Here is a 26,073-nt window from a genome sequence, read left to right as displayed (position 1 = left end):
GGTTTCCGGAGCACGAAAGAGCGAGATTCTAGCGAGCCCAGACGGGGCTTGCAAGCGTTATCCGGAATTTATTCACGGCGCCTTTCCTATCCGTCCAGGGTCATCGACAACCGGCGCTTTCACATCGGGCGCCAAGGCGCGCGCAGCCGGCGCGCCGATCGTCCAGTCGTGCAGCACGGTATAAGCGACCGCCAGCAAAGTCGGGCCGATAAAAACGCCAAGGAAGCCGAAGGCAAGCGCACCGCCCAGAATGCCCAGCATCACGAGAATCAGCGGCATATCGCTATTCTTGCCAATCAGGATCGGCTTGATGACATTGTCGGACATGCCGACGACCAGCACCCCCCATACGACGAGAAAGATCGCCCAGCCAGTCGCGCCCCCGTGATATAGCCAGATAGCCGCGGGCAACCACACGACCACCGGGCCGCCCGGCACCACCGACAGAAAAAACGTCGCCAGTCCAAGCAACGCCGCCGCCGGCACGCCCGCAATCCAGCAACCGAATCCAGCCAGCACCGCTTGCACGAGCGCGGTGCCGAGGATCCCGTAGACCACGCCCTTCACCGTGCTGCCGGCCAGTGCCAGCAGATAATCGGCGCGCTCGCCGGCGATGCGCCGCATGCCCGCATTCAGCCAGGCAGCCGCACCCTCGCCTCCGGTATAAAAAAAGAACGCGAGCACGATGCTCAATGCCAACAGTCCCAGACCGTGCGTAACAGCAAGCGCCGCCGCCAGAATCCACTTGCCGGCCGGCGCCGCGAGCGTGTGCAACTGCGCAATCAATTCGGAACTACTGCTTGTCAGATGATCCCAGAAGGCCACTATGTTTGAGCCAACCAGCGGGATCCGACCGACCCATGAAGGCAAATCGGGCAAGCCGCCCTCAAAGAACCTCTCCACCAGCGCCACGATTTCGTGGACGTGCGCGCCAAACGCAAAACCCGCATAGACGAAAGGCCCAAGCACGACCACCAGGATAATGACCACGATCAACGTGGCAGCCCACTTGCGACGCCCGCCAAGCGCAGCGGTCAGCCGCCGGTAGAGGCCCCAGGAGCTATAACTGAGGATGGCGCCCCACAGCAGCGCGGTGGTAAAGGGAGCCAGCACCAGCAACGAGCCGCCCACCAGTACAATCAGTGCGAATACAGCGGCGAGTTGTTCGATCAGTTGGTCCGATTTCACTATGAATCTCCTATGGCGCCAGACCACGGCGACGAATTGACAAACGCTTGTCAGGCACCCGCCGAACGCCGTCCGGTCAGTATAGAAGCGAGTCACGCCTCCGAGGGTGTCTTATACCATCCGGCCAGGTCGACCTCAGACACGCGGGCATGCTCGCGCAACGCACTGATTTTTGGTGTAGAAAAGTCCTAATCCATCCGGCATTGCCGGCCAAACAATATGACGGCATAGAAGAGACTAGAATATAAGGTTCTCTGCCCCCCAATTTCCGGATTTATGCGCTCGCGAATCGCCAAACGTCTCCCACCCGATGCCGACAAGCTCGTCGGTCTCTCGCTCGCGCTTTTCGCGTCGGGCAGCCGCACCGAAGACCGCTTCTGGGAAGCGAAGCTCGACGCGCTGCTGGCCAAGATCATCCGCAACGCCAACCAGACGACGCTGGACGCTGCGCTCGATCATCTGCAACAAAATCATCCCGACGCATACGGCGCACTCGCCGATATGGCGGAAACCCATAGCGAGTCGTTCATCATCGAACATGAGGGCGTGCCTTGCGAAGCGCTGCTGATCGCCGCGCCCGTGCTCGCCTGGACGCGCTACATGATTCCGTCAGGCCCGCTCAAAGCCGACGCGGCCGACGCGCTGCGCGCACACCTGCAGGCACATGTGCTCGCCGCCAATACGCGCGTCGCGATGGCGCCGTTCCTGTACAGCATCGATCAGCTGCCGCGCCATCACGTCGAAACATGGCGCATCGCCCAGCAGCTTGCCCAGGCAGCCATGGCCGGTGGCAACGTCAAGCTCAATTTCGGCGAACTGCCTGAAACCTCACCGATTCTGGCCGACCCGCGCTTCCTGCTCGCGGTGGTCGCGGCCCCCGTGGGCGAGCCGACCTTTCGCTGGCAAGAGGAAGAGCACGGTAGCCGGATCGAGCGCGGCCAATGTCTCGAACAATGGGCAACGCAAGGCGGCGCCAATTTGTCGCTGGTGCTGCCCGGCTGCGAATTCGAGTGCCTGTTGCCAGATGCGTACTATTCGGCGTGTCGTGACGCTGACGAAAGCGTGCGTCCCCACACCGTGCGCACCGCCGTGCGTTATCTATTCGACACAATTGGCGCCGCGCCGCAGGAGCTGCGCGCAGTGGTCGCAGGCTTCGGCGAACGCCGCATCGACGAATACCGCGTCGGCTTTACGCGCCGGGGCAGCAATGATGTGATCTACGGCGTCGTGTGGCCGCTGTACGGCCGCGAGAACGGCGAGCCCGGCATCGACGAAGAACCGCAGCAGACCCCCGCATCGGACGATCCGCTCGAAGAAATCGTCGCGCTGCTCAAGGAGACCGGCGTGACCGACGTGCGCCGCCACGCGGGCCGCTTCGAGCCGGAATATTGCGATGACTGCGGCGTACCGCTGTATGCGGATCCGCTCGGCGAAATTGTCCATGCCGAAATGCCGGAGGATGCGGACCCAGCACAGCCGCATTTCCACTGAGCATCGCCCGCTGTCGTAAAAAAAGCCCCGCCAAGCGGGGCTTTTTGTTTGTCCCGTCATTCTTCCTATGCCTTTTGGACAGGCCGTCAAACTGAAGGGAATTTGTCATCATAGACATCGCGACGCACTGCAACGCGTCCGGCTCATGTGCTCATGTGCCGGCGGGTACGTCGTGCCACTTCGCCCGATTCATCTGGACTGGAGACATGCATGCGATTCTCGATACTCAACTCAAACGCAGAACGACGTGATGGGCTCAAGGCATTACTGCGGCAAATTGACCGGCTGGCGCGTTTTACGGAAGCACAGGACTGGCGTCAGATCGAACGGACTTTCAAGCGTTACCGGCCCGACCTGCTCGTGATCGACTGGCAGGACTGGATGTCGATCACGGATGCGCGCGAGCTGCTCAGCCACTTCCCCGATCTGCGCGTTGCGGTGCTGACCGACGACATCTCGCCGGTCGCCGTGCGACAACTCATGGACGAAGGCGTGCTCGGCGTCGTGCCGCGCGAAACCGATCCATGTCTGATCGTGCGTGCGTTCGAAATGGTGCTCCTCGGCGGCCATTACGTACCGCCCGGCGCGCTGGCGCTCGATCCGCCGCTGCCGCCGGATATCGCCATCCGACCATTCGACGAGAAGAACCCGCCGCCACGCCGCAACAAACTCTCCAGCGGGCTGTCGCCGCGTCAGGAGCAAATCATGCGCTGCGTCCACATGGGCAGCACCAACAAGATGATCGCGCGCACGCTCGGCATCAGCGAAGGCACCGTCAAGATCCATCTGACCAGCATATTCCAGCAACTCGGCGCGCCCAATCGCGCCGCCGCGGTCGCGCTCTACAACGGCTGGCTGTCGAATCATTTGCAGGTGTTGCGCAACAACGGTGAGGGCTCGCCTCGTCCGGTGATGGGACAAGCCGGCGTGATCCCGCTGCGGCGCCACAAGCGGCGGCGCTTCCAGTATCCGTTGCCGGCGAACGACACGAGCGCTCCACTGCCGATGGCTGCCGAACCAGCCACAACCTATGGCGATACGCCGCCCGTCGAGCCGGCAGCGAAGCCGGTTACGCCGGGCTCGGCATGAGAGTCGTGACGACGCGTGCAAAAGCCCGGACACACGCTGTCTGACAGCGTTTGCATCGGCTGGCATGGAATCCGCTCACACCTTTTCTCGTCCAACGAGTAATATGAGTCTCATGGGTTTCCTCTACACACCGCTTCCGTTCTGGATGATTGTCGGTGGCTGGATCGCCACTGCGATAGTGGTCGCGCTCGCACTGTGGAAAAATCCTTTCAAACGACTTCAGGACGGCACGCTTCAGCATGTCTGGCTTGCGATCATCGTCGCAGTGTCAGTGCTGTGGGCGAGCAACGCGTGGCTCGACGACGGCACCGTGATGCACCTGCTTGGCGCCACGCTCATCGTGACGCTATTCGACTGGGCTTTGTCGCTAATCGCAATGGCGGTGGTCACGGGTCTTGCCGCCGTCGTCTTCGATGCACCCTGGCAAGGCATTGCGTTGACTTTTCTTGTATACGGTGCGGTGCCTGTCGGCATTTCGACTTTGCTCCAGCGCATCAGCATCGCCTGGCTGCCTCGCAATCTTTTCATGTTTATCTTCGGCCAGGGTTTCGTCTCGCCCGCGATCGCGGTCTCGCTCACCGCAGCCGCGGCGCTCGGCATCCATATCGTGCTCGCCGATGGCTCGATGATCGTGATTCCTGTCGGCTACGCATTCAGCGTGTTGCTGCTCGCCACCGGCGAGGCCTGGTTCACGGGTATGTCGACGGCCTTGATCGCGGTCTACCGACCTGCGTGGGTCACCACGTACGATGTGCGCAGATATCGGCTGGGCGGCCCACGCACGTGACAGCAGCGGGTCTGAAGTCAGCCTCCGTGGCGATCGGCGAGCCGGTCACATCGAGGCCGCCGGATCCGCGCACGAAGGCAAGTCAAAATATTTGTGCCAGGATTGAACTCCACCCGCTAGTTGGGCATCTTACGTGCCTCATATCTCACTTGCGCCTGAAGAACTAGATGGATCGCACCAACGTACCGTGCCGATTGCTGCGGCTAGTCGGCCGGTTGGCAGCCTGCGCAGCGAGTCTCTCGCTCATCTGCACTGCACCCGCATTCGCCGATCAACTCGAACAGCACAACGACCTCGTCAACAAGTTCGTCAATGAGCTGCATGCGGATCCGCTAGTCGCGGATTGCGCCGCTCATGGCGGTTTTGTCGCAAGCACGTCTACCGCCTTCGACCATGTCGAATTTCCACCCAGTTCGTTCGACAGCGCCCACTCATCGATCACGCCCTGGAACGATTCGTTCGACGAGGGCAAGCAACGCGTCAAGGTGGACAACATCGTCACCGTCGAAGGAGTCGGCGTGCGCGGGAACGGCGAAGGCGACCCTGCCAATCTGAAATTCCGCTGCGGCTACGTCGGCACCCAGATGCTGGCGTTCAGCTGGAACGACCCGGTGCCGCTGGCCCGCGCGCATGGCGCCAGCTCGACGGGATCGCACACCGCGTCGGGCAAGCACAAGAACGGAAAGGGCAAGCACCCGGTGAGCGGCACGACGACAAAGAAAACGTCGTCGAACAAGTCGGCCCCGAAGAAAGCTGCGACGAAAAAGAAAGTCCATTGATAGACGCGGCGGCGTCGGTTCGCCCACGCCGCTGTCGTACCGGCATCCCGATAAAAAACGAGGTGCACACGCTTATGTGTGCGCCTCGTTTTTTTCTCGCCCAGCTTTACGCGAAGGTCTCCACATGGCGCAGGATCGCCTGCAGCATGGCGGCGCCGAGCGAGGCGCTGCGCTCGCCGTTCCAGCCCACCCGCTCGTCGGGCAGATTGGCGTTGTCCTTGAACGGCATCTCGAGCGTCAACGACAGGCAGCCGAATTCGTTGCCGATATACTTCGACGCCAGCTTCAGCGCATCCTCCCGATACTTGCTCGCTGCATAACCGTACTTGTCCTGAAAATCAGGACTCGCCTGCTTGAATGCCTCGACAAATGCCTTCTGCTCCTGCCCCTGCCGCTCGGTGAAACCCGGCAGCATTTCGGAGCCGGCCACGAACACGTAGGGCAGCGCCTCGTCACCGTGGATATCGAAAAAGAGGTCGCAGCCCGTGGCGTGAATCGCGTCACGCACCAGCAGCACCTCGGGGCTGCGTGCGGCGTCGGGCTCCATCCATTCGCGGTTCAGGTTCGCGCCGGCCGCGTTCGTGCGCAGGTTGCCGTGCACGCTGCCATCCGGATTCATGTTCGGCACGATGTAGAACACGGCGTGGTCATAGAGCTTGCGCGCGACCGGATCTCCCGCCCAATCGCCCCAACCCACGAGACGCTTCACGAGCCCCTCGATAAACCATTCGGCCATCGTCTCGCCAGGGTGCTGGCGCGCGATCAGCCAGACCTTCTTCTTCGGCGTGTCGCCGGTTTGCGGCGTGCCGAGCATGAGCAGCGACATGGGCCGTCCTTCGATGGTCGTGCCCAGTTCCGTGAGTGTGGCCTGCGGCATCTGCTGCACGGCGCCCAGAAACTCCGAATGACGTTCCTCGCTATACGGCTCGAAATACGCGTAGTAGATCCGGTCGAAATCCGGCGTGTGATCGATCGTCAGAACGCGGCCGTCATACGACGTGGGCACGCGAAACCAGTTCACCCGGTCATAGCTCGCGACCGCCTGATAATCACGCCAGCCTTCGGCGAACGCGCATTCAGCGGCATTCTCGAAGCTCATCACGCAGCGCTCGCCCGCCGCGCCGGACACACAAAAGTAAAACCACTGCGCGAACTCCGCGTGGCTGTCCGGCCGCACGCGCAAACGGATATTGCCGGCGTCCTCGCAGGACAGCACGTCGATCGCGCCCGCGTCGAAATTGCTCGTGATCGATAACGTCATGATGTTCTTCCCTGCCTGTGTGCGCGACGCGCCGCTTATTCAGCGACGCGGCGGCGGAATACGTAAGTGGAATCGTTCGAGGCTTCGGCGTCGAACGCGTAGCCTTCGGAGTCGAAGTCCTTCAACTGCTCCGGCCGGTCGAGACGGTTTTCCACCGCGTAGCGCGCCATCAACCCGCGTGCGCGTTTTGCGTGGAAGCTGATGATCTTGTAGCGACCGCCTTTCCAGTCTTCGAACACCGGCGTGACGATGGGTGCGTCGAGCAGCTTCGGCTTGACCGACTTGAAGTACTCGCCCGACGCGCAATTCACCAGCACGGGCGCCGCCGCGTTCATTTTCAGTTGCGCGTTCAGTGCCTGCGTGATCCGCTCGCCCCAGAACGCGTACAGATCCTTGCCACGCTGATTGGCGAAGCGCGTGCCCATTTCGAGCCGGTAAGGTTGCAGCAGATCGAGCGGACGCAGCAGGCCGTACAGCCCGGACAGCACGCGCACATGACTCTGCGCATACTCGAGGTCCGCCGACGACAAGGTCTTCGCGTTGAAGCCTTCATACACGTCGCCGTTGAACGCGAGCACCGCCTGCTTGGCGTTGTGCGTGCCGAACGTCGGCGACCATTCGGCGTAGCGCTGGAAATTGAGGTGCGCGAGCTGATCGGAAATGTCCATCAGCGAAGCGATCTGATGCGGCGACAAACGGCGCAATCCGCCGATCAGTTCGGCTGCATCGTCGACGAAATCGGGAATCGTGTGCTTCTTGACGTGCGGCGGGGTTTCATAGTCGAGAGATTTCGCCGGCGACAGAACGATTATCATAGAGGCTTGCAGGCACGCCGTGCCTGGCGGTCAAAGACGAAAGCCAGATTGTAACGAATGCCCGGTTCCCATGCCTTACGCAGCGCCTTGCGCGTCGTCCTCGATTCCAATGTGTGGATCGATATCCTCGTGTTCGACGATCCGCACACCCGGCCGATCGCAGCCGCACTCGAAAGCGGCGCGCTCGCCGCGCTGATCGACGCGCGTTGCCTCGCCGAACTCTCCTATGTGCTCGACTATCCGCAATTCGTGCAGCGGAATGTGGACAAGGCCGCCGCGCTCGCCGTCGTCGCACGGCTCGCGCAACTCGTCGAAACCGTCGAGCCCACGGCGGACGCGAAACCGTTGCCCAAGTGCAAAGACCGCGACGATCAGAAGTTTCTCGAACTCGCGCACGCGGCGCAGGCCGATTGGCTGGTTTCGAAAGATCGCGCGGTGTTGAAGCTCGCCAAACGGATCGCACGCGACTTCGGCTTCCAGATCACGCAGCCGGCATCATTCGTCGCCGCACTCAGCGGTTCATTGAGCGCCGTCGAGCCCGCGCCCGCATGACTTACAGCCGCTTGACTTACAGCCGCTTGACTTACGGCCGCTTGACTTACGGCCGCTTGACTTACAGCCGCTTGACTTATGGCCGTATGACCTATGGTCGCGTCGCGTACGGCCGCGTGACTTCGGCCTCTCATCCTGGCCAGACGGCCGACGCGGGATCGCTCGCGCGCACACCGCGCCGCGATTCCCTACAATCGGACTTCGTCCTTGCCGACGGCGCCCTGCGCCAATTTCGCCAACTCACTCGCCCATGCTCCCGACAGCGCCATGAATGCACCGTTCGATACGCCCATGAGTCCCTCGTTTCCGTCTCGCCTGCCGAACGTCGGCACGACGATTTTCACCGTAATGAGCGCACTCGCCGCCGAGAAAGGCGCGGTGAATCTGGGCCAGGGCTTTCCCGATTTCGGCTGTGACCCACGCATTGTCGACGCGGTCGCAAACGCGATGCGCGAGGGTCACAACCAGTACCCGCCGATGGCGGGCGCCGCGCCGCTGCGTCAGGCGATCTCCGGGAAGATCGCGAACCTGTATGGCCGCCGCTACGACGCCGCGAGCGAAATCACCGTGACCGCGGGCGCCACGCAGGCATTGCTGACCGCGATCCTGTGCGCGGTTCATCCGGGTGACGAAGTGGTCGTGATCGAGCCGACCTACGACAGCTACCTGCCGTCGATCGAACTGGCGGGCGGCAAGCCGGTGTTCGTCACGCTCGACGCGCCCGACTACTCGATCCCGTTCGACAAGCTGGCCGCCGCGATCACGCCGAAAACGCGGCTGCTGCTGATCAACACGCCGCACAATCCGACCGGCACGGTCTGGCGCGCCGAAGACATGCGCAAGCTCGAAGAGATCGTGCGCGGCACCAACCTGCTGATCCTGTCCGACGAAGTGTACGAACACATGGTCTACGACGGCGCGCCGCATCAGAGCGTCGCCCGTTATCCGGAACTGGCGCAGCGCAGCTTCGTGGTGTCGAGCTTCGGCAAGACTTATCACGTGACCGGCTGGAAGGTCGGCTACGTGGCAGCGCCTGCCGCACTCACCGCCGAGTTCCGCAAGGTGCACCAGTTCAACGTCTTCACGGTCAATACGCCGATGCAGATCGGCCTCGCCGACTACATGATGGACCCGGCGCCGTATCTCGACCTGCCGGCGTTCTATCAGAAGAAGCGCGACTTTTTCCGCACCGGCCTCTCGAACTCGCGCTTCAAGTTGTTGCCGTGCACGGGCACGTACTTTCAATGCGTCGGCTATTCGGCGATCAGCGATCTGCCCGAAGCCGAATTCGCGCAATGGCTGACCGGCGAGATCGGCGTGGCGGCCATTCCGGTCTCGGCGTTCTATCACGAGGCGCATGAGTCGGGCGTGGTGCGCTTCTGCTTCGCCAAGCAGGAAAGCACGCTCGCTACCGCGCTCGAGCGGCTGGCGCGACTCTAGTATGTGCCGCGCGATGCTGCGAACGAACCCATGTTCCTCGCCAGCGCGCGCAGCGGCCAGCGCGTGCGCTGGCCCGTTCGCCCCGCAACACTTGCCATCAAGCCGGGCGCGATGCCGCCATGCACGCCTTGCGGTCCTCGGTCACGCGTTGCGCGGCCGGCCGCACGTTGATCGCTTTCACATAGCTCTTCCAGTCGACGCCGGCGTCGAGCAGAAAATCGCGGCCATAGATGCTCTGCGTTGCCATGCCGACCAGCGGCAAGCTCACATAGCCCGCCGTGTCGGCGACACTGAAACGCTCGCCGCGCAGATACGGTCCGAACTTCGCGAGCCGCTTGAAGCCGGCGATGTGATGCGCAAGCAGCTTCTCGACACGCCCCTTGGTTGCATCGCTGACCGTGCCGCCGAAGAACGCTTCCTTGTACAGATTGCGCGCGGTCAATTCGAGATGCACGTCGACGAACATGATCATCTCGCGCTCCTTGGCTGCTTCCCACGGATCGGCGGAAAAAATCGCCTTGTCGGGAAAGCGCGCGGCCAGATACTCGACAATGCATTGCGACTCGCACAGATCGCCGTGCTCGGTCTGCAGATAAGGCACCTTGCCAAGCGGCGAATGCTCGAGCATGGTCTCTTCCTGGCTGGGCAGCACGGACATCTCTTCGAACGGAATGCCGTGCTCGATGAGCACGAACTTTACTTTGTTGTAGTAGTTAGAGAGCGGGAACCCACACAGCTTGATCATCAGGTGTCTCCTTGCTTCGGGTGGTATGAGACCGTGCATCACACTCAGATCGACGGCCATTGAACAATCATCCATCAAATTGCACGATCGTGCTATTCTAAAATAACCATGGAGTCGAGCATCGCAATGAACTCTCGCAATTTCAGCATCGAGACTATCGGTATTGTCGGCACCGGCGCAATGGGCCGCGGCATTGCACAGATCGCCGCGCTGGCTGGCCTGACGGTGCGCCTCTTCGACACCAATCCCGCCGCGGTCGGCGCGGCGCGCGACTATCTCGCCGAGACCTTCGCCAGATTGACCGCCAAAGGCAAGCTCGACGAGGCGCGTTCGCTCGCGGCGCTCGCGAACGTCAGCGGCGCGCAAACAATCGCCGAGCTGACCGGCTGCGACCTGGTTGTCGAAGCGATCGTCGAAAAGCTCGACGTGAAGCAGGCGCTGTTTCGCGAACTCGAAACCGTCGTGAGCGGCCGTTGCGTGCTGGCGTCCAACACGTCCTCGCTGTCGATCACGGCAATCGCCGCCGGTTGCATCGACCCGTCGCGCGTGGTCGGCTATCACTTCTTCAATCCCGTACCGTTGATGAAGGTCGTCGAAGTGATCGACGGCCTGCGCGGCGACCCCGCCGCCGGCGATGCGCTGATGGATCTCGCACGCCGCATGGGACACACGCCGGTACGCGCGAAAGACATGCCTGGCTTCATCGTGAATCACGCGGGCCGCGGCATGAATACGGAGGGCTTGCGCGTGGCGGGCGAAGGCGTGGCGAGCTTCGCGGACATCGATCGCATCATGCGCGAGCAGGCTGGCTTCCGCCTCGGGCCGTTCGAGCTGCTGGATCTGACGGCACTGGACGTCTCGCATCCGGTGATGGAGTCGATCTATCATCAGTTCTACGAAGAATCGCGCTTCACGCCGTCGCCGATCACCGGCACGCGCCTCAAAGGCGGACTGCTTGGCCGCAAGACGGGCGAAGGCTTTTATCGCTACGTCGACGGCAAGCAGCAGGTGCCCGCCGAACCGTCCGCACCGACCGGACTGCCGCGCAGCGTCTGGGTCAGCCAACGCTATCCGCAAGCCCGCGAAGCTGTCGTCGAACTCATCGGCAAGGCCGGCGTGAAGCTCGACGACGGCGCCGCGCCCGCGCCGGACTCGCTGATCGTCGTCACGCCGTTCGGCCATGATGCGACCACGGCCGCGGTCGACGAAGCACTCGACGCGAGCCGCGTCGTCGCGATCGACGCCCTCTTCCCGCTGACCGGCGCCGCGCGCCGCACGCTGATGACCACGCCGGCCACCACGCGCGCCGCACGCGATGCCGCGCATGCGCTGTTCGCCGCCGACGGCGTGCCCGTCACCGTGATCCGCGACTCCACCGGCTTCGTCGCGCAGCGCGTGGTGGCGACGATCGTCAACATCGGCTGCGACATCGCGCAAAAACAGATCGCCACGCCCGCCGACATCGATCTCGCCGTGACACTCGGCCTCGGCTACCCGCGCGGCCCGCTGGCGCTCGGCGACGCGCTCGGCGCGCCCCTCATCCTCACGATCCTGCGCAACATGTTCAGCGTGCTAGGCGACCCGCGCTACCGTCCGTCGCCCTGGCTCGCGCGGCGAGCGCAACTCGGCCTGTCGCTGACCCAACCCGACGCGGCAGACATCCACACGGAGACGCAACCATGAGCGCCGAACTGCTGACTTCGCGCCCGACCGAAAGCGAATCGACTCTGGTCCTCACGCTGTCGAACCCCGGCGCGCGCAACGCGCTGCATCCCGACATGTACGCCGCTGGCATCGAGGCGCTCGACTCAGTCGAGCGTGATCCGTCGATCCGCGCCGTCGTGATTACCGGCGCCGACAACTTCTTCTGCGCGGGCGGCAACCTGAACCGCCTGCTCGAAAACCGCGCGAAAGATCCATCGGTGCAGGCGGAAAGTATCGACCTGCTTGGCCAGTGGATTTCGGCGCTGCGTCTGTCGTCGAAGCCGGTGATCGCCGCGGTCGAGGGCGCCGCCGCCGGCGCGGGATTTTCGCTCGCGCTCGCGTGCGATCTGATCGTCGCCGCCGACGACGCCAAATTCGCCATGTCCTACGCCCGCGTGGGCCTGACGCCCGACGGCGGCGGCTCGTGGTTCCTCGCGCAAGCGCTGCCGCGTCAGCTGGCCACGGAAGTGCTGATCGAAGGCAAGCCGATTGGCGCCGCGCGTCTGCACGAACTCGGCGTCGTCAACAAGCTGGCCAAAGCGGGCACCGCACGCGACACCGCCATCGTTTGGGCCGACGCGCTTGGCAAGATTTCGCCCAACTCGGTCGCGCGCATCAAAGGGTTGATCGGCGCCGCCGGCACGCAGCCGCTCGCAGAACATCTGGTCGCGGAGCGCGACAGCTTCGTCGCCTCGCTGCATCACCGCGATGGCCTCGAAGGCATTACCGCATTCCTCGACAAACGCGCGCCGGTCTACAAATAAACCGCGAGAGACCCACGGATCATGCCCGACTACCAACTGCCCAAACGTCGCCGTATCTTCCTGATGCGTCATGGCGACGTGACTTACTTCGACGACTCCGGCCGCGCCATCGATCCTGAAACCGTGCCATTGAACGCGAACGGCCGCGAGCAGGCGAGCGCGGCGGGCCGCGTGTTCGCCGAACAGCAGGTCCGCTTCGATCGGGTGATCGTCAGCGGCTTGCCGCGTACGGTCGAAACCGCGCGGCGCGTGCTGGCCGAGACGGGCCAGCAGATCGAGCTCGAGATCGAGCCAGCGTGGCAGGAGATTCGCGGCGGCAGGCTTGGCAACATTCCGCTGCAGGATATGGAGGCGGCGTTTCTTGGCGTGTTCGACGGCGTCGTGCCGGAAAGCACGCGCTTTCTCGACGGCGAAACCATCGGCGCATTGTTCGATCGTGTTTTACCGCCGGTCGCGGCGTTGCGCGAGGACAGCTCGTGGGACACCGTATTGCTGGTCCTGCATGGCGGCGTGAATCGCGCGATCCTGTCGCATGCGATCACCGCGGGCGGCCGCACGTTCTTCGGCCATCTGTCGCAGGCAACCGGCTGCATCAACGCGCTCGACGTTGGCGCCGCACCGCGAGACTGGGTGTTGCGCGCACTCAACTATTCACCGCCGTCGCCGCTGCATCGCGACGTCCGCAACACCACGATGGAAATGCTCTACGCACAATTCATTCAATATACGCGTAGCTGAACCGAACTGGAGGAGACACATGGTGCAAGCCACACCGGCAGGCGAAAGCGCACACAAACCAGATTATTCGGCCTTCGAGGGCACGCGCCCGGTCAACGAGCGGCAACGCTTCGACACCGACGCGCTTGCCGCGTGGCTGGCCCAGCATGTCGATGGCTTTGCCGGCCCGCTTACGCTCGAACAATTCGCCGGCGGCCAGTCCAATCCCACGTTCAAGCTGGTCACGCCGTCCCGCTCGTACGTGATGCGCGCGAAGCCCGGGCCAGCGGCAAAGCTGCTGCCGTCGGCGCACGCCATCGAACGCGAGTATCGCGTGATGCATGCGCTGGCCGACACCGACGTGCCGGTCGCGCACATGCTTGCGCTATGCGAGGACGAAAGCGTGATCGGCCGCGCGTTCTACGTGATGGAGTTCGTTGCCGGCCGCGTGTTGTGGGATCAGTCGCTGCCGGGCATGACCCCTGCCGAACGCACGGCGATCTACGACGAAATGAACCGCGTGATCGCGGCGCTGCATAGCGTCGACGTCGAGGCCGTCGGTCTCGCTGACTACGGCAAGCCGGGCAATTACTTTGCGCGCCAGATCGGCCGCTGGAGCAAGCAGTACATTGCATCGGAGACCGAACCAATTGACGCGATGCAACGCCTGATCGAATGGCTGCCGCAGCACATGCCGACCGAAACGGGTGGGCGCGCATCGGTCGTGCATGGCGACTACCGGCTCGACAATCTGATCTTCCATCCCCACGAACCGCGCGTGCTCGCAGTGCTCGACTGGGAGTTGTCGACGCTTGGCGATCCGCTCGCCGACTTCGCGTATCACTGCATGGCGTGGCATGTCGATCCGGCGCAATTCCGCGGTATCGCGGGTCTGGATTGGGCGGCTCTCGGCATTCCCGACGAGGCCCAGTATGTCGAACGCTACTGCCAGCGCACCGGCTTCGAGATTCACGGCGACTGGAATTTCTATCTGGCGTACAACATGTTCCGCATCGCCGCGATCCTGCAGGGGATCATGAAGCGCGTCGTCGACGGCACCGCGGCGAGCGCGCAAGCGCTCGATGCCGGGCGTCGCGCGAAGCCGATGGCCGAGCTTGCCTGGCGCTACGCGCAGAAGGTGCGGTAGCAGTCGCGCGCCGGGTCGTGCGGCGCCGGGCTACATGCACGGTCTGCGCGCCCCGGCTGTGCGCTCCAGACTACGCGCCCCGTTCCAATGTCATCCGCTGTCCGTTATCCGCGAGGTCCCAGATGAATTTCGATTACACCCCGAAGGTTCAGGCGTTGCGCGAGAAACTGCTCGCCTTCTTCGACGAGCACATCTATCCGAACGAGCACGCGTTCTACGCAGAGATTGCACGCAATCGCCAGAGCGGCAATGCATGGCTGCCGACGGAACTGGTCGAGCAACTCAAACAGAAGGCGCGCGACGCCGGCCTGTGGAACCTGTTCCTGCCTGATTCCACACGCGGCGCCGGACTGACGAATCTGGAATACGCGCCGCTGTGCGAGATCATGGGCCGCGTGCCCTGGGCGCCCGAGGTGTTCAACTGCAACGCGCCCGACACCGGCAACATGGAAACGATCGAGCGCTACGGCAGCGAAGACAACAAGCGCGAGTGGCTCGAACCACTGCTGCAAGGCCAGATACGTTCGGCGTTCCTGATGACGGAGCCGGAAGTGGCGTCGTCGGATGCGACCAATATCCAGACCAGCATCGTGCGCGATGGCGACTACTACGTGATCAACGGCCACAAGTGGTGGTCGTCTGGCGCGGGCGATCCGCGCTGCAAGGTCTACATCGTGATGGGCAAGACCGATCCCGAGGCACCGCGTCATCAACAGCAGTCGATGATCCTGGTCCCTGCCGATGCCACCGGCATCACGGTGCACCGCCCGCTCACCGTGTTCGGTTACGACGACGCACCGCACGGTCACATGGAAATCACGCTCGACAACGTGCGCGTGCCCGCCACCAACATGCTGCTCGGCGAAGGCCGCGGCTTCGAGATCGCGCAAGGCCGCCTCGGACCGGGGCGCATCCACCACTGCATGCGCTTGATCGGCCTCGCCGAGCGCGCGCTCGAACTGATGGCGAAGCGCTCGCTGCAGCGCGTCGCATTCGGCAAGCCGGTCGCCGCGCAAGGCGTCACGCAGGAGCGTCTCGCCGAGGCGCGCTGCATGATCGAGCAGGCGCGGCTTCTGACGCTGAAGACCGCGTACATGATGGACACCGTCGGCAACAAGGGGGCACGCGGCGAGATCGCGATGATCAAGGTGGTCGCACCGAACATGGCGTGTCAGGTGATCGATTGGGCGATCCAGGCGCACGGCGGCGGCGGCGTCAGCGACGACTTCCCGCTCGCGTATGCCTACGCGTCGGCACGCACGCTGCGTTTCGCCGATGGCCCTGATGAAGTCCACCGTAATGCGATCGCCAAGCTCGAACTCGCGCGCCACATGGATGCCGGCGCGGCGGCTCGCGTGGAGATGCCGGTCACACGTTTTTAAAGGGTGTCGGCGTGGGTCGGCGCATGCTGGACTGAAAGCGGCGCGCGACGCCGGAGTCGCGCTATCGCGCGTGGCTCACGGCGCCGCCAGCAGCATCGTCAGATCTATGCTCTAATTTTTCGTCAATCGCGGCGGCCATCTTTCGGCGCCGTTTTCACGAACAAGGAGCCAGGATGATCGATGTCTATAGCTGGGCGACCCCGAACGGACACAAGGTTCACATCATGCTCGAGGAGACAGGCCTCGCCTACGCCGTGCACGGTGTGAACATTGGTGCGGGTGACCAGTTCACACCAGAGTTTCTCGCGATCAGTCCGAACAACAAGATCCCCGCGATCGTCGATCCCGAAGGCCCCAAAGGCGCTGACGGACGGCCATTCGCATTGTTCGAGTCGGGCGCGATCCTGATTTATCTCGCCGAGAAAACCGGCAAATTTCTGCCAACCGATCCAGCCGCGCGTTATGCCGTGCTGCAATGGCTGATGTTCCAGATGGGCGGGCTGGGTCCGATGCTCGGGCAAACACACCATTTCCGCGTCTATGCGCCCGAGCCGATCGAATACGCGATCAATCGTTATACCAACGAGGCGCGGCGTCTGTATGGCGTGATGGACATGCAACTCGGCAGGACGCGCTACCTCGCGGGCAACGACTATACGATCGCGGACATCGCTGCGTTTCCGTGGACACGTTCGTGGAAAAACCAGGGTATCGAACTCGATACGTTTGCGAATGTGCAACGCTGGCACGAAGAGATTGCCGCGCGGCCTGCCGTGATACGTGGCGTCGAAGTGCTGGCGTCCGCACGCGTGCCACTGATGGACGACAAGGCCAGGGAAGTGCTGTTCGGTGCGACGCAATACGCGAAACATTAGATTCGCCGCGTCAACGGTACTGGCCTTGGCCATTGCCACGAAAAAACGCGAGCCGGCATACATGCCGCTCGCGTTTTTCTCGACGCGCAGGCGCCAGGCCGTTAGAAGTAATGCCGCGTGATGAACTCCGCGACACACACTGGCCGGTCGCTGCCCTGGCGTTCCACCGTCACCGCCCACACGACCTGCGCGCCGGCGTTGTCGATATCTTCGACAGACTCCACCGCGAATTTCGCGCGCAACTGCGAGCCGACCGGTACCGGCGACGTAAACCGCACGCGATTCAATCCGTAGTTGACGCCCATGCGCTGTTCGAGCACGACCGTCTTGCCCAGCAGCGCCGGAATCAACGACAGCGTCAGGAAGCCATGCGCGACCGGACCGCCGAACGGCGACTCGCGGCGGGCCCGCTCCGGGTCGACATGAATCCATTGATGATCGCCGGTAGCCTCGGCGAAGCGATCGACTTTGGCCTGATCGACCGTCAACCACTCGCTGACTAGCGGCTCTGCGCCGACCCGCGCACGCAACGCCGCCGCACTGCCGAACGTCGCGACCGGCGCCGCGCTGTCCGTTACGCTAACCGCCGCGCCACTCGTCATGATGCGGCTCCCGGATTGCGCAAGCCGAACATGCCCTTCGAGCGCACCGTGATCACCGTTTCGCCGTGCTGATTGAGCCCCTCCCAGCGGGTCGACACGATGCCGCGATCCGGCTTGCTCTCCGACACGCGCTTGTCGACCACGACGTTCATCATCGTGATCGTGTCGCCCACGCGCACCGGCTTCAACCAGCGAATCTCGTCGATACCAGGCGAGCCCATCGACGTGGAGCCCGCGAGCACGTTGCGCACCAGCATGCCCATCATTACCGAACAGGTATGCCAGCCGCTCGCCACCAGTCCGCGAAATGGCGACTCGGCGGCCGCGGCTTCGTCGAGATGAAACGGCTGCGGGTCGAACTTCTGCGCGAACTCGACGATCTCTTCGCGCGTGAACGTGTGCTTGCCGACTTCAGTGGTCGTGCCGGCCACCATGTCCTCGAAACTGAACCCCATGGTTCATCTCCTTTGTCGATGGGAGTTAGTGCTTCAGCACTTACTCCCATCCCATGCAAAGCTGTCGACCAGAGTTGGCGCTTTAGCTGTCGGCCAGAGTAAGCGCTTCAGCTGTCGGCCAGAGTTAGCGCTTCAGCGCTTACTCTGGTCCCATGCAAAGCACCTACTCTGGTCCCATGCAACATGGTTGCTGTTATCCGCTTGAACGGGCTGTCAGGCTTCGGTCGCGACAAAGCCGGGCAGCGCGGCGAAGCGCGCGAGATGGTGATCGACGTCGCCCAGCGTGGTTTCGATGATGGCGAGACGTTTGAACAGATGCGCCGCCGCCACCTCGTTCGTGACGCCCATGCCGCCGTGCAACTGAACCGCCTGCTGACCGACGAAACGTGCCGCCTGCCCGACCCGAACCTTCGCCGCGGAGACTGCGCGGCGACGCTCGTCGGCATTCTCACTGGTGTAACGCATCGCCGCGAGGTAGGTGATCGAACGCGCCTGCTCGGCGTGGATCAGCATTTCGACCATGCGGTGCTGCAACGCCTGGAAGCGTGCGATCGGCTGGCCGAACTGCTGACGCGTTTTGGTGTAGTCGACCGTGGCGGCATTCAGCGCGTCGAGCGCGCCGATTGCTTCCGCGCACAGCAGCAACGTGCCGTAGTCGGCAATATGCTCGAGCGCCGCCGCACCGGCGTGTTGGCCACCAAGCCGGCGCGCGGGCGTGCCGTTGAATTCGAGCGTCGCCGCGCGTTGGCCGTCGATCGTGCGGTAATCCGTGACCTTCACGCCGCTTGCATCGCGCGCCACGACAAAGAGCGCGAGCTCGCCACTCAACCGGGCCGGCACGATCCAGTGATCCGCTTGCGCGCCATGCAGCACTACCGACTTGGTGCCAGTCAGTGTCTGCCGATCGCCCTCTCCACGCGCGGTCGTTGCGAGCTCGAACAGATCGTAGCGCGCGTGCGGCTCGTGAAACGCCACGGCGAGCCGGCTCTCGCCCTGCGCTGCGCGTTCGAGCAATGCCGCGTCCTCGCCCTGACCCGTACCGGAGATGCGTAGCGCCTCGATACCGACCGCCGTCGCCCAATACGGCTCGACGACCAGCGCACGGCCGAGCTCCTGCATGACCACCAGCATGTCGATCGGGCCGCCGCTGAAGCCGCCCTGCGCCTGCGGCACCGGCAACGCGGTCAGCCCCAGCTCGGTGAAAGCTGCCCAATGCGTATCCGACACGCCGGATTCCGATCGCACGATCGCCTGACGCGCTTCGAAACCGTAGCTCTTGTCCAGATAGCGGCGCAGCGCGTCAGCGAATTGCTGTTGTTCGTCGTTGAAAGTGAAGTCCATGCGCCGCTCCTCAAAGTCCGAGAATCATCTGCGCGATGATGTTCTTTTGAATTTCGTTCGAGCCGCCGTAAATCGACGTCTTGCGGAAGTTGAAGTAGTACGCGGCCAGCGGCGCGGCATCGTCGTCGCCGGCCAGACTATGCGCGCGTTCGCCTTCGAGGAACGGCACGTCGAACGGTGCGGCGAGCGGCCCAACGGCTTCGAACATCAGTTCGGTCAGCGCCTGCTGCACTTCCGTACCCTTGATTTTCAGCATCGACGCCTCCGGCCCCGGCCCGCGTCCGCCAGTCTCATTGGCGACCACGCGTTGCACGGTGACTTCAAGCGCCATCAACTCGATCTCAAGACTCGCAACCTTCGCGGCGAACACCGGATCTTGCAGCAGCGGTTTGCCGTTCTTTTTCTGATTCAGCGCGAGACGCTTCAGGAAAACGAGTTCGCGTTTCGAAGCGCCGACGCGCGCGATGCCAGTGCGCTCGTGGCCGAGCAGGTATTTCGCGTATGTCCAGCCGCGATTCTCTTCGCCGACCAGATTCTCGACCGGCACTTTCGCGTCTTCGAAAAACACTTCGTTGACTTCGTGATCTTCATCGAGCGTGATGATCGGCCGCACGGTGATGCCCGGCGTTTTCATGTCGATCAGCAGGAACGAGATGCCCTCCTGCTTCTTGGCGCCACTATCGGTGCGCACGAGGCAGAACATCATGTCGGCGTACTGACCCAGCGTGGTCCAGGTTTTCTGGCCGTTGACCACGTAATGGTCGCCGACGCGCTCGGCGCGTGTGCGCAGCGAAGCCAGATCGGAACCGGAACCCGGCTCGGAATAGCCTTGGCACCACCAGTCGGTGCCGTCGAGGATACGCGGCAAATAATGGCGCTTTTGCGCCTCGCTGGCGTATTTCATCAGCACCGGCGCTACCATCGACACACCGAAAGGCAGCACGGACGGCGCGCCGATACGCGCCCATTCTTCTTCCCAGATATGCCGTTGGGTCGCGTCCCAGCCTGGACCGCCATATTCTCGCGGCCACGCGATCGCCGACCAGCCGCGCGTGCCGAGCAGCTTGTGCCAGCTCGCGAAGTCTTCGCGGGCGAGACGCTTGTGATTGAGTACTTTGTCGCTTAGCTCGCGAGGCAGATTCGCTTCGAGCCAGGCGCGGATGTCGGCGCGGAACGCGTCGTCAGCGGGGGAGTAGTCAAGATTCATGCGTAGTGTCTCCTGGCCGCAACCGCCTGGCGCCAGGGAGCCACTGCGCTATTGCAGCGGTTCCTTCAGGGCAGCCGGGACCGGCAGCGGCATCACTTCGATGCCTTCTTCGACCAAGGCGAGCGCATCCTCCGGTGTCGTGACACCGCGAATATTGCGTGCGGGCGCTTCGTTGTAATGAATGCGCCGCGCTTCCTCGGCGAAGCGGTCGCCCACGTTCTCGGTCTTTTCCAGTACCTCGCGCAATGCGCGCATCACACGCGCCTGCATCTCCCGCGCGCCCGCCGGTACCTGCGTATCGGTCGCACCGGAGAGATTCAGGCGCGGTGCCGACGGCAAACGGCTTACTTCGTTCGCACCGCAGATCGGACATTCGACGAGCTTGCGGGACTGCTGCGATTCGAAGTCATCAGCCGAAGCGAACCAGCCTTCGAACCGATGGCCATGCGGACACTGTAAATCGAGGACCTTCATGTGGAATCAGGGCTTGCGTGCCAGTTTAGCGCAAAACGGAATTTTGTGAACGGTCGTTCGTAATTTTTCACCGACGACGCGCGGATGCTATGCACCGCTGAGAAATCGGACGCGGTGCGCGATTTTAACGCTTTGCGCAAACGGCTGCCGAAGGTATCCGGCGCATGAGCGGCGCTGGCCCGGACGTTGAAGGGGTTCGCCGATCGTATCGAGCCCGCGCTCTTCTATTCTATGCGACGAGACTTTCGAGCTGGCGGTTAAGGCGCGGTTCGAGTTCACGCGCTTCCCGCGCAAGGTTGATCTGCTTCGCAGATTTGGCGACAGCTATCACGTCCGCCTTGATGTCATACCCGCCACGCTCGGTGAGCCAATCAAGAATGTCAGACAGATGCCACACCGATGCACTGCCCTCGTGGATCGGCGCCGGGAAGTCGATTGCGTGGCTCAGCATCAGCTTGCGCATGTTTTGTCGCGACACGCCGGCGAGCTCGGCGACATCGGTGAGGCCGACGAAATCGGGACCCGCCTCGACAAGGCGCGCGGACGGCACTGCACTTTTGACATCTTTGAGTGCGCTGACCAGAGCCTCGAACGCGGACTCCGCTTCGCGAGAAAAGAGCAGCGCGATGCGGCCCGGTTGCCCGACGCCCACGGTGGCGTCGTCGCACCCGGCTTCGCCCAGACGCTCGACGATCTCGTCGGAATCGCAATCTTCCGCAGAGAGCCGGTACTTCAATGTGAACACATATTCCATACACTACCTCCTACCTTTAGCCAGCCCCGAACTTCAGCCGGTCACGGCCGCGTTACCGGCGAGCCGTGCAATTGTCGACAATGCGCCGCAAGTGTTTTGCGTGGTTGCCGGGATTTTTCGGCGTACTCCAGACACTCGATATGCAAAACTCTCCGCAACGACATTCCGCGTCGTTGTAAGGACAGTAAATTTTTCCCCAAGCGTGGCCTTTGCCGCCGCTTTGAACGCGCCAACCGTTCTTCTCCGCATAGACCAACGCCGCCTCGATCTCTTTCTTGGCGTGACTTCCTCGGGCCATTGATACCCTCCAATTTAGCTGGCGGAAACCAGGTTGTCAAGTGACAACTTTGCCAATTCGCCTGAAATGTACTCCGATGCATATCATTCGTTATCCGAAATAAATGGATCGCAAACGCCACAACCGGAGATTCATACTAGCCTTACAACAACCGCACCGGGAGCCTGCCGGATGGCATAGGACCAAGACATCTTTTTTAAGACGCTCGCAATGACAAAGCCCCTGCCGGTCATCGACCAACAGGGGCTTTCTTACAGAGCCTGATCAGTTGCGCGCCGCGCGCCCGAGCGCGCTACTGCGGCGCCGCCATCGGCCATGCGCCCGACAATACCTTCTCCAGCCAGAACGTGCCGATGATCGTCTTCACGTCGGTGATCTTGCCGGTACGCACCCATTCGGACACCTCCGCCACCGTCGCCGTGAAGAGCTCCAGAAACTCGCCGTCGTCCAGGTTACGCTCGCCCGCAGTCAGACCGCGTGCGAGATAAATATCGATGAACTCGGTGGAGTAGGAAATGATCGGGTGAACTCGCGTCAGATACACGTACTCACGCGCGGTATAGCCGGTTTCCTCGCGCATCTCGCGCACCGCGCAGGACAGCGCGCCTTCGTTCGGATCGAGCTTGCCGGCCGGATACTCGACCATGACCTTGCCCATCGGATAGCGATACTGGCTTTCCAGCAACACGCGGCCGTCGTCGAACAACGGAATCACCATCACGGCGCCTGGATGCTGAACGTATTCGCGGGTCGCGTGCTTGCCATCCGGCAGGCGAACGGTGTCGCACTTCACCGTCAGAAACGGCCCTTGATGCACCGTCTTGCTGTCGATGCAAGTCTCGGTCAGCGCGTCGTCGTGATTGGGAACTTCAGCCATATGCGGACCTCGGAACAGCTTGGTGCGCGACGGCGAGACGCCGTCAGCGGCGTTTGACGAGATATTGGAAGGTAAAGCCAGGGAAGGCGAACACGACGAACAGCGCGAACGTGATCGCGTAGAACTGCCAGCCCTGTTCGAAGCGGTTCCCGGCTCGCGCTTCGAGCAGAAAACCGAGTGCGCCGACCACGAAGTACAGCACGATCAATTCGGCGATGCGGATCCACGCACTCTTCTTCGCCGCTTTCAATGGCACGGCGGCGAACAGGCGCTGATTCACGAACGGCAGGTTGGCGCCAACCAGCGCCAACAGCACGATAAACCAACCCGCTGCCGACATCAGAGCAGCAGCGTGTGCTGGATAGCCTGCAAGCAGGCACGCAACAGCGGATCCGGCACGATACCGAGCACCAGCACCACGACGCCATTGGCCGCGAGCAACGCGCGCGTGCCGGTGTCGGCGACGATCACCGACTTGTCTTGCGGCTCGTCGAAATACATCAGCTTGACGATACGCAGGTAGTAGAACGCGCCGAACAGCGACGTGATCACCGCCAGCACCGTGAGCCAGGTCAACCCTGCGTTCATGGTCGCCTGCAGCACCGCGAGCTTCGCGTAGAAGCCGACTGCGGGCGGAATGCCGGCGAGCGAGAACATCATGATCATCATCACGAACGCGAACACCGGGCTGCGTTGATTCAGACCCTTGAAATCTTCGAGCGTGTCCGCCTCAAAATCGCGGCGTGCCAGCAGCATGATGACGCCGAAGGTGCCGAGCGTCGTGATCAGGTAGACGATGCTGTAGAACATCGCCGAGCCGTACGCGCTGGCCGCGCCCGTGGTCTTCTGGTCGACCACGCCTGCCAGCAGGCCCAGCAGCACGAAGCCCATGTTCGAGATCGCCGAGTACGCGAGCATGCGCTTGACGTTGCGCTGCACGATACCGGTGATGTTGCCGACGATCAGCGACAGCGCCGCCAGAATCACCAGCATCTGCTGCCATTCGACCGCGAGCGGCAGCAAGCCCATTACGAGGAAGCGCAGGCCCCACGCGAATGCCGCGACCTTCGGGCCGCCGCCGACCAGCAGCGTCATCGCCGTCGGGGCACCTTGATACACGTCAGGCACCCACATGTGGAACGGCACCGCACCCATCTTGAACGCCACACCCGCCACGATGAAGATCACGCCGAACAGCAGCACGCCCGGATCGTAGTGGCTCGTGCCGACCGCCTTGAACACTTCGTTCAGGTCGAGCGAGCCGGTCGCGCCGTACAGCATCGAGATACCGTACAGCAGGAAGCCGGAAGCCAGCGCGCCAAGCACGTAGTACTTCATCGCGGCTTCGTTCGACGGCGCCTCGTCGCGACGCAACGCGATCACCGCGTACAGCGACAGCGACATCAGTTCCAGACCGAGATACAGCGTCAGGAAGTTGTTGCCCGAGATCATCACGAGCTGGCCGAGCAACGCGAACATGCCCAGCAGGAAGAAATCGCCGCGGAACATCCCGCGATCATCGAGGTAACGGCGCGAATAAACGACCTTCACGGCGTAGCCAAGCGTCACCACAGCCTTCATCAGGTTGGCGAACGGGTCGACCACGTACATGTGATCGAAGAAGTAGTGCACTTGCGGGTCGAACGCGTTGATCGCGAACCAGACGCCTGCGACCAGCGACGACCAGAACGCGATGAGATAGGTGGTACGGCGACCGGTCTGGCCGACGAACGTGTCGTTGAGCCACGCGATCACAATGGCGAACATCACCAGTGCGTCGGGCAACAGAGCAGTCATAGGGGCGTTTTGCATGGTCTTTAAATTCCTCCGCTCGGCGTTACTGAGGCAACGGCAGCTTCGACTGCGCAACGTGGGAGAGGAGGTTTTCCACGGATACGTGCATCACATCGGTAAAGGGCTTCGGATACAGGCCCATGAACAGCGTCAGTGCGGCGAGCACTGCCAGCATGAAAAATTCGCGGCGGTTGATGTCGAGCAGGCTCTTCACGTGATCGTTGGCGGTCGCGCCGAAGTACACACGCTTGTACATCCACAGCGTATAGGCCGCGCCGAGAATCAGCGTGACCGCCGCACCGCTCGCGATCCAGAAGTTGTGCTGGACAGCGGCCAGAATCACCATGAACTCGCCGACGAACCCGGAGGTGCCCGGCAAGCCGCAATTGGCCATCGCGAACAGCATCATGAACGCCGCGAACTTCGGCATGACGTTGACGACGCCGCCGTAATCGGCGATCTGTCGCGAGTGCATACGGTCGTACAGCACGCCGATGCTAAGGAACATCGCGCCCGACACGAAACCGTGCGAGATCATCTGCACGATCGCACCTTCCGCGCCGAGTTGATTGAAGATGAAGAAGCCGAGCGTGACGAACCCCATGTGCGCGATCGACGAATACGCGACCAGCTTCTTCATGTCGGCCTGCACCATCGCGACGAGGCCGATGTAGATCACCGCGATCAGCGACAGCGCGATGACGACCGGCGCCAGAAAGTGGCTCGCGTCCGGCGTGATCGGCAGCGAAAAACGCAGGAAACCGTACGCGCCAAGCTTCAGCATGATCGCGGCCAGCACGACCGAGCCGCCGGTCGGCGCTTCCACGTGAGCGTCAGGCAACCACGTGTGCACCGGCCACATCGGCACCTTCACGGCGAACGCCAGGAAAAACGCGATGAATAGCAGCACCTGAGGCGTCATCGCGATCTGCGTGTGCTGCCACATGGCGAGGTCGAACGAACCGGTTTCGATGTACAGGTAGAGCAACGCAACCAGCATCAGCAGCGAGCCGGCCAGCGTGTACAGGAAGAACTTGAACGCCGCGTACACGCGGTTCGCCCCGCCCCACACGCCGATGATGATGTACATCGGAATCAGCGTCGCTTCGAAGAACACGTAGAACAGCATGCCGTCGGCCGCGCTGAACACGCCGACCATGATGCCCGACAGGATCAGGAACGCCGCCATGTACTGCGCGACGTTCTTCGTGATCACTTCCCACGCGGAGATCACGACGATCACCGTGATCAATGCGGTCAACACGACGAACCACATCGAGATGCCGTCGACACCGAGGTGGTACATGATGTGGAAGCGTTCGATCCAGGTGCCCTGCTCGACGAACTGCAGATCGGCGGTGCCCGGATCGAAGCTGGTGATCAGCGGGATCGTCACGATGAAGCTGGCAACCGAGCCGATCAGCGCGATCCAGCGCGCGGGAGCCGGGTTCCGGTCGGAGCCGATGGCGAGTACCAGGAGACCGAAGAGGATCGGTAACCAGATCGCGATACTGAGAATCGGATAAGCGTGCATT

At 62.6% G+C, this 26,073-nt stretch carries 27 protein-coding genes; 12 read left to right on the top strand and 15 right to left on the bottom strand.

Translation table 11 applies throughout. From position 1 onward, the window contains the following. Positions 1-72: 72 nt before the first annotated feature. Positions 73-1,188 carry an AI-2E family transporter gene (locus tag BN2475_RS14045; protein WP_094780110.1) on the bottom strand — a complete coding sequence of 372 codons (1,116 nt, stop codon included), beginning with the start codon at positions 1,186-1,188 and terminating at the stop codon, positions 73-75. 276 nt (positions 1,189-1,464) lie between these two features. Between BN2475_RS14045 and BN2475_RS14040 the strand changes: the two genes are divergently transcribed. From BN2475_RS14040 to BN2475_RS14025, 4 genes are all read left to right on the top strand, one after another. Continuing rightward, a complete protein-coding gene (locus BN2475_RS14040) occupies positions 1,465-2,679 on the top strand; it encodes a DUF2863 family protein (protein WP_094780109.1) in 1,215 nt (404 codons plus the stop codon). Between the two features lie 210 nt (positions 2,680-2,889). Further along, positions 2,890-3,768 carry a response regulator transcription factor gene (locus BN2475_RS14035; protein WP_094780108.1) on the top strand — a complete coding sequence of 293 codons (879 nt, stop codon included), beginning with the start codon at positions 2,890-2,892 and terminating at the stop codon, positions 3,766-3,768. 112 nt (positions 3,769-3,880) lie between these two features. After that, positions 3,881-4,555 carry an energy-coupling factor ABC transporter permease gene (locus BN2475_RS14030; RefSeq protein ID WP_094780107.1) on the top strand — a complete coding sequence of 225 codons (675 nt, stop codon included), beginning with the start codon at positions 3,881-3,883 and terminating at the stop codon, positions 4,553-4,555. A 167-nt stretch (positions 4,556-4,722) separates the two neighbouring features. Further along, positions 4,723-5,334 carry a BspC domain-containing protein gene (locus BN2475_RS14025; protein WP_094780106.1) on the top strand — a complete coding sequence of 204 codons (612 nt, stop codon included), beginning with the start codon at positions 4,723-4,725 and terminating at the stop codon, positions 5,332-5,334. Between the two features lie 106 nt (positions 5,335-5,440). On the opposite strand, the gene BN2475_RS14020 is transcribed toward BN2475_RS14025, so the two are convergent. After that, on the bottom strand, positions 5,441-6,595 hold the full coding sequence (locus BN2475_RS14020) for a M14 family metallopeptidase (protein WP_094780105.1): 1,155 nt from the start codon (positions 6,593-6,595) through the stop codon (positions 5,441-5,443). A 35-nt stretch (positions 6,596-6,630) separates the two neighbouring features. Continuing rightward, complete coding sequence (gene yaaA / locus BN2475_RS14015) at positions 6,631-7,410, bottom strand: peroxide stress protein YaaA (RefSeq protein ID WP_094780104.1); 780 nt, start codon at positions 7,408-7,410, stop codon at positions 6,631-6,633. 57 nt (positions 7,411-7,467) lie between these two features. Here yaaA and BN2475_RS14010 point away from each other — a divergent pair, with 57 nt between their 5' ends. Beyond that, positions 7,468-7,962 carry a putative toxin-antitoxin system toxin component, PIN family gene (locus BN2475_RS14010; RefSeq protein ID WP_094780103.1) on the top strand — a complete coding sequence of 165 codons (495 nt, stop codon included), beginning with the start codon at positions 7,468-7,470 and terminating at the stop codon, positions 7,960-7,962. 267 nt (positions 7,963-8,229) lie between these two features. Further along, on the top strand, positions 8,230-9,402 hold the full coding sequence (locus BN2475_RS14005) for a pyridoxal phosphate-dependent aminotransferase (protein WP_094780102.1): 1,173 nt from the start codon (positions 8,230-8,232) through the stop codon (positions 9,400-9,402). Positions 9,403-9,499: 97 nt separating this feature from the next. Here the strand turns inward: BN2475_RS14005 and BN2475_RS14000 are convergent, their stop codons facing one another. After that, a complete protein-coding gene (locus BN2475_RS14000) occupies positions 9,500-10,147 on the bottom strand; it encodes a glutathione S-transferase family protein (RefSeq protein ID WP_094780101.1) in 648 nt (215 codons plus the stop codon). A gap of 126 nt (positions 10,148-10,273) precedes the next feature. Between BN2475_RS14000 and BN2475_RS13995 the strand changes: the two genes are divergently transcribed. From BN2475_RS13995 to BN2475_RS13970, 6 genes are all read left to right on the top strand, one after another. Continuing rightward, positions 10,274-11,830 carry a 3-hydroxyacyl-CoA dehydrogenase gene (locus BN2475_RS13995; protein ID WP_094780130.1) on the top strand — a complete coding sequence of 519 codons (1,557 nt, stop codon included), beginning with the start codon at positions 10,274-10,276 and terminating at the stop codon, positions 11,828-11,830. Then, positions 11,827-12,615: an oxepin-CoA hydrolase, alternative type gene (locus tag BN2475_RS13990; protein WP_094780100.1), complete on the top strand. Its 789-nt coding sequence runs from the start codon at positions 11,827-11,829 to the stop codon at positions 12,613-12,615. The genes BN2475_RS13995 and BN2475_RS13990 overlap by 4 nt, the downstream gene beginning before the upstream one ends. Before the next feature lie 21 nt (positions 12,616-12,636). Next, positions 12,637-13,353, top strand: coding sequence for a histidine phosphatase family protein (locus BN2475_RS13985; protein WP_094780099.1), 717 nt, complete (start codon positions 12,637-12,639; stop codon positions 13,351-13,353). A 19-nt stretch (positions 13,354-13,372) separates the two neighbouring features. Beyond that, positions 13,373-14,479, top strand: a complete 1,107-nt coding sequence (locus BN2475_RS13980) for a phosphotransferase (RefSeq protein ID WP_094780098.1) — start codon at positions 13,373-13,375, stop codon at positions 14,477-14,479. 122 nt (positions 14,480-14,601) lie between these two features. Continuing rightward, the gene (locus BN2475_RS13975; protein WP_094780097.1) at positions 14,602-15,861 is read left to right on the top strand and encodes an acyl-CoA dehydrogenase family protein; all 1,260 of its coding nucleotides are present in this window, start codon (positions 14,602-14,604) and stop codon (positions 15,859-15,861) included. A gap of 173 nt (positions 15,862-16,034) precedes the next feature. After that, on the top strand, positions 16,035-16,736 hold the full coding sequence (locus BN2475_RS13970) for a glutathione S-transferase N-terminal domain-containing protein (protein ID WP_094780096.1): 702 nt from the start codon (positions 16,035-16,037) through the stop codon (positions 16,734-16,736). 101 nt (positions 16,737-16,837) lie between these two features. Here the strand turns inward: BN2475_RS13970 and BN2475_RS13965 are convergent, their stop codons facing one another. From BN2475_RS13965 to BN2475_RS13915, 11 genes are all read right to left on the bottom strand, one after another. Continuing rightward, positions 16,838-17,338, bottom strand: coding sequence for a MaoC family dehydratase (locus tag BN2475_RS13965; RefSeq protein ID WP_094780095.1), 501 nt, complete (start codon positions 17,336-17,338; stop codon positions 16,838-16,840). Continuing rightward, positions 17,335-17,793, bottom strand: coding sequence for a MaoC family dehydratase (locus BN2475_RS13960; protein ID WP_094780094.1), 459 nt, complete (start codon positions 17,791-17,793; stop codon positions 17,335-17,337). Before BN2475_RS13960 ends, BN2475_RS13965 begins: the two co-directional genes overlap by 4 nt. A 213-nt stretch (positions 17,794-18,006) precedes the next feature. Beyond that, positions 18,007-19,134: an acyl-CoA dehydrogenase family protein gene (locus BN2475_RS13955; protein ID WP_094780093.1), complete on the bottom strand. Its 1,128-nt coding sequence runs from the start codon at positions 19,132-19,134 to the stop codon at positions 18,007-18,009. A gap of 10 nt (positions 19,135-19,144) precedes the next feature. After that, complete coding sequence (locus BN2475_RS13950; protein ID WP_094780092.1) at positions 19,145-20,341, bottom strand: acyl-CoA dehydrogenase family protein; 1,197 nt, start codon at positions 20,339-20,341, stop codon at positions 19,145-19,147. Positions 20,342-20,389: 48 nt separating this feature from the next. Then, on the bottom strand, positions 20,390-20,815 hold the full coding sequence (locus BN2475_RS13945; protein ID WP_094780091.1) for a DUF1178 family protein: 426 nt from the start codon (positions 20,813-20,815) through the stop codon (positions 20,390-20,392). A gap of 229 nt (positions 20,816-21,044) precedes the next feature. Further along, positions 21,045-21,569, bottom strand: coding sequence for a helix-turn-helix transcriptional regulator (locus BN2475_RS13940; protein WP_094780090.1), 525 nt, complete (start codon positions 21,567-21,569; stop codon positions 21,045-21,047). Positions 21,570-21,621: 52 nt separating this feature from the next. Beyond that, positions 21,622-21,867, bottom strand: a complete 246-nt coding sequence (locus BN2475_RS13935; RefSeq protein WP_094780089.1) for a hypothetical protein — start codon at positions 21,865-21,867, stop codon at positions 21,622-21,624. Between the two features lie 292 nt (positions 21,868-22,159). Next, positions 22,160-22,744: an NUDIX domain-containing protein gene (locus BN2475_RS13930; protein WP_094780088.1), complete on the bottom strand. Its 585-nt coding sequence runs from the start codon at positions 22,742-22,744 to the stop codon at positions 22,160-22,162. 43 nt (positions 22,745-22,787) lie between these two features. Then, entirely contained in the window at positions 22,788-23,084 is a 297-nt protein-coding gene (locus BN2475_RS13925) for a DUF2818 family protein (protein ID WP_094780087.1), read from the bottom strand. Further along, positions 23,084-24,556, bottom strand: a complete 1,473-nt coding sequence (nuoN, locus tag BN2475_RS13920; RefSeq protein WP_094780086.1) for an NADH-quinone oxidoreductase subunit NuoN — start codon at positions 24,554-24,556, stop codon at positions 23,084-23,086. The genes BN2475_RS13925 and nuoN overlap by 1 nt, the downstream gene beginning before the upstream one ends. 25 nt (positions 24,557-24,581) lie before the next feature. Further along, on the bottom strand, positions 24,582-26,072 hold the full coding sequence (locus tag BN2475_RS13915; protein WP_094780085.1) for an NADH-quinone oxidoreductase subunit M: 1,491 nt from the start codon (positions 26,070-26,072) through the stop codon (positions 24,582-24,584). Between the last annotated feature and the right edge of the window lies 1 nt (position 26,073).

It is taken from the genome of Paraburkholderia ribeironis (genome assembly GCF_900019265.1).
In the GTDB taxonomy this organism is placed as follows: Bacteria; Pseudomonadota; Gammaproteobacteria; order Burkholderiales; family Burkholderiaceae; genus Paraburkholderia; species Paraburkholderia ribeironis.
This window is presented reverse-complemented; position numbering and strand designations above follow the sequence as displayed.

Coding starts and splice junctions, on each gene's coding strand:
- BN2475_RS14040 (WP_094780109.1), top strand. CDS start 1,465: ATGCGCTCGCGAATCGCCAAACGTCTCCCACCCGATGCCGACAAGCTC.
- BN2475_RS14035 (WP_094780108.1), top strand. CDS start 2,890: ATGCGATTCTCGATACTCAACTCAAACGCAGAACGACGTGATGGGCTC.
- BN2475_RS14030 (WP_094780107.1), top strand. CDS start 3,881: ATGGGTTTCCTCTACACACCGCTTCCGTTCTGGATGATTGTCGGTGGC.
- BN2475_RS14025 (WP_094780106.1), top strand. CDS start 4,723: ATGGATCGCACCAACGTACCGTGCCGATTGCTGCGGCTAGTCGGCCGG.
- BN2475_RS14020 (WP_094780105.1), bottom strand. CDS start 6,595: ATGACGTTATCGATCACGAGCAATTTCGACGCGGGCGCGATCGACGTG.
- yaaA (WP_094780104.1), bottom strand. CDS start 7,410: ATGATAATCGTTCTGTCGCCGGCGAAATCTCTCGACTATGAAACCCCG.
- BN2475_RS14010 (WP_094780103.1), top strand. CDS start 7,468: ATGCCCGGTTCCCATGCCTTACGCAGCGCCTTGCGCGTCGTCCTCGAT.
- BN2475_RS14005 (WP_094780102.1), top strand. CDS start 8,230: ATGAATGCACCGTTCGATACGCCCATGAGTCCCTCGTTTCCGTCTCGC.
- BN2475_RS14000 (WP_094780101.1), bottom strand. CDS start 10,147: ATGATCAAGCTGTGTGGGTTCCCGCTCTCTAACTACTACAACAAAGTA.
- BN2475_RS13995 (WP_094780130.1), top strand. CDS start 10,274: ATGAACTCTCGCAATTTCAGCATCGAGACTATCGGTATTGTCGGCACC.
- BN2475_RS13990 (WP_094780100.1), top strand. CDS start 11,827: ATGAGCGCCGAACTGCTGACTTCGCGCCCGACCGAAAGCGAATCGACT.
- BN2475_RS13985 (WP_094780099.1), top strand. CDS start 12,637: ATGCCCGACTACCAACTGCCCAAACGTCGCCGTATCTTCCTGATGCGT.
- BN2475_RS13980 (WP_094780098.1), top strand. CDS start 13,373: ATGGTGCAAGCCACACCGGCAGGCGAAAGCGCACACAAACCAGATTAT.
- BN2475_RS13975 (WP_094780097.1), top strand. CDS start 14,602: ATGAATTTCGATTACACCCCGAAGGTTCAGGCGTTGCGCGAGAAACTG.
- BN2475_RS13970 (WP_094780096.1), top strand. CDS start 16,035: ATGATCGATGTCTATAGCTGGGCGACCCCGAACGGACACAAGGTTCAC.
- BN2475_RS13965 (WP_094780095.1), bottom strand. CDS start 17,338: ATGACGAGTGGCGCGGCGGTTAGCGTAACGGACAGCGCGGCGCCGGTC.
- BN2475_RS13960 (WP_094780094.1), bottom strand. CDS start 17,793: ATGGGGTTCAGTTTCGAGGACATGGTGGCCGGCACGACCACTGAAGTC.
- BN2475_RS13955 (WP_094780093.1), bottom strand. CDS start 19,134: ATGGACTTCACTTTCAACGACGAACAACAGCAATTCGCTGACGCGCTG.
- BN2475_RS13950 (WP_094780092.1), bottom strand. CDS start 20,341: ATGAATCTTGACTACTCCCCCGCTGACGACGCGTTCCGCGCCGACATC.
- BN2475_RS13945 (WP_094780091.1), bottom strand. CDS start 20,815: ATGAAGGTCCTCGATTTACAGTGTCCGCATGGCCATCGGTTCGAAGGC.
- BN2475_RS13940 (WP_094780090.1), bottom strand. CDS start 21,569: ATGGAATATGTGTTCACATTGAAGTACCGGCTCTCTGCGGAAGATTGC.
- BN2475_RS13935 (WP_094780089.1), bottom strand. CDS start 21,867: ATGGCCCGAGGAAGTCACGCCAAGAAAGAGATCGAGGCGGCGTTGGTC.
- BN2475_RS13930 (WP_094780088.1), bottom strand. CDS start 22,744: ATGGCTGAAGTTCCCAATCACGACGACGCGCTGACCGAGACTTGCATC.
- BN2475_RS13925 (WP_094780087.1), bottom strand. CDS start 23,084: ATGTCGGCAGCGGGTTGGTTTATCGTGCTGTTGGCGCTGGTTGGCGCC.
- nuoN (WP_094780086.1), bottom strand. CDS start 24,556: ATGCAAAACGCCCCTATGACTGCTCTGTTGCCCGACGCACTGGTGATG.
- BN2475_RS13915 (WP_094780085.1), bottom strand. CDS start 26,072: ATGCACGCTTATCCGATTCTCAGTATCGCGATCTGGTTACCGATCCTC.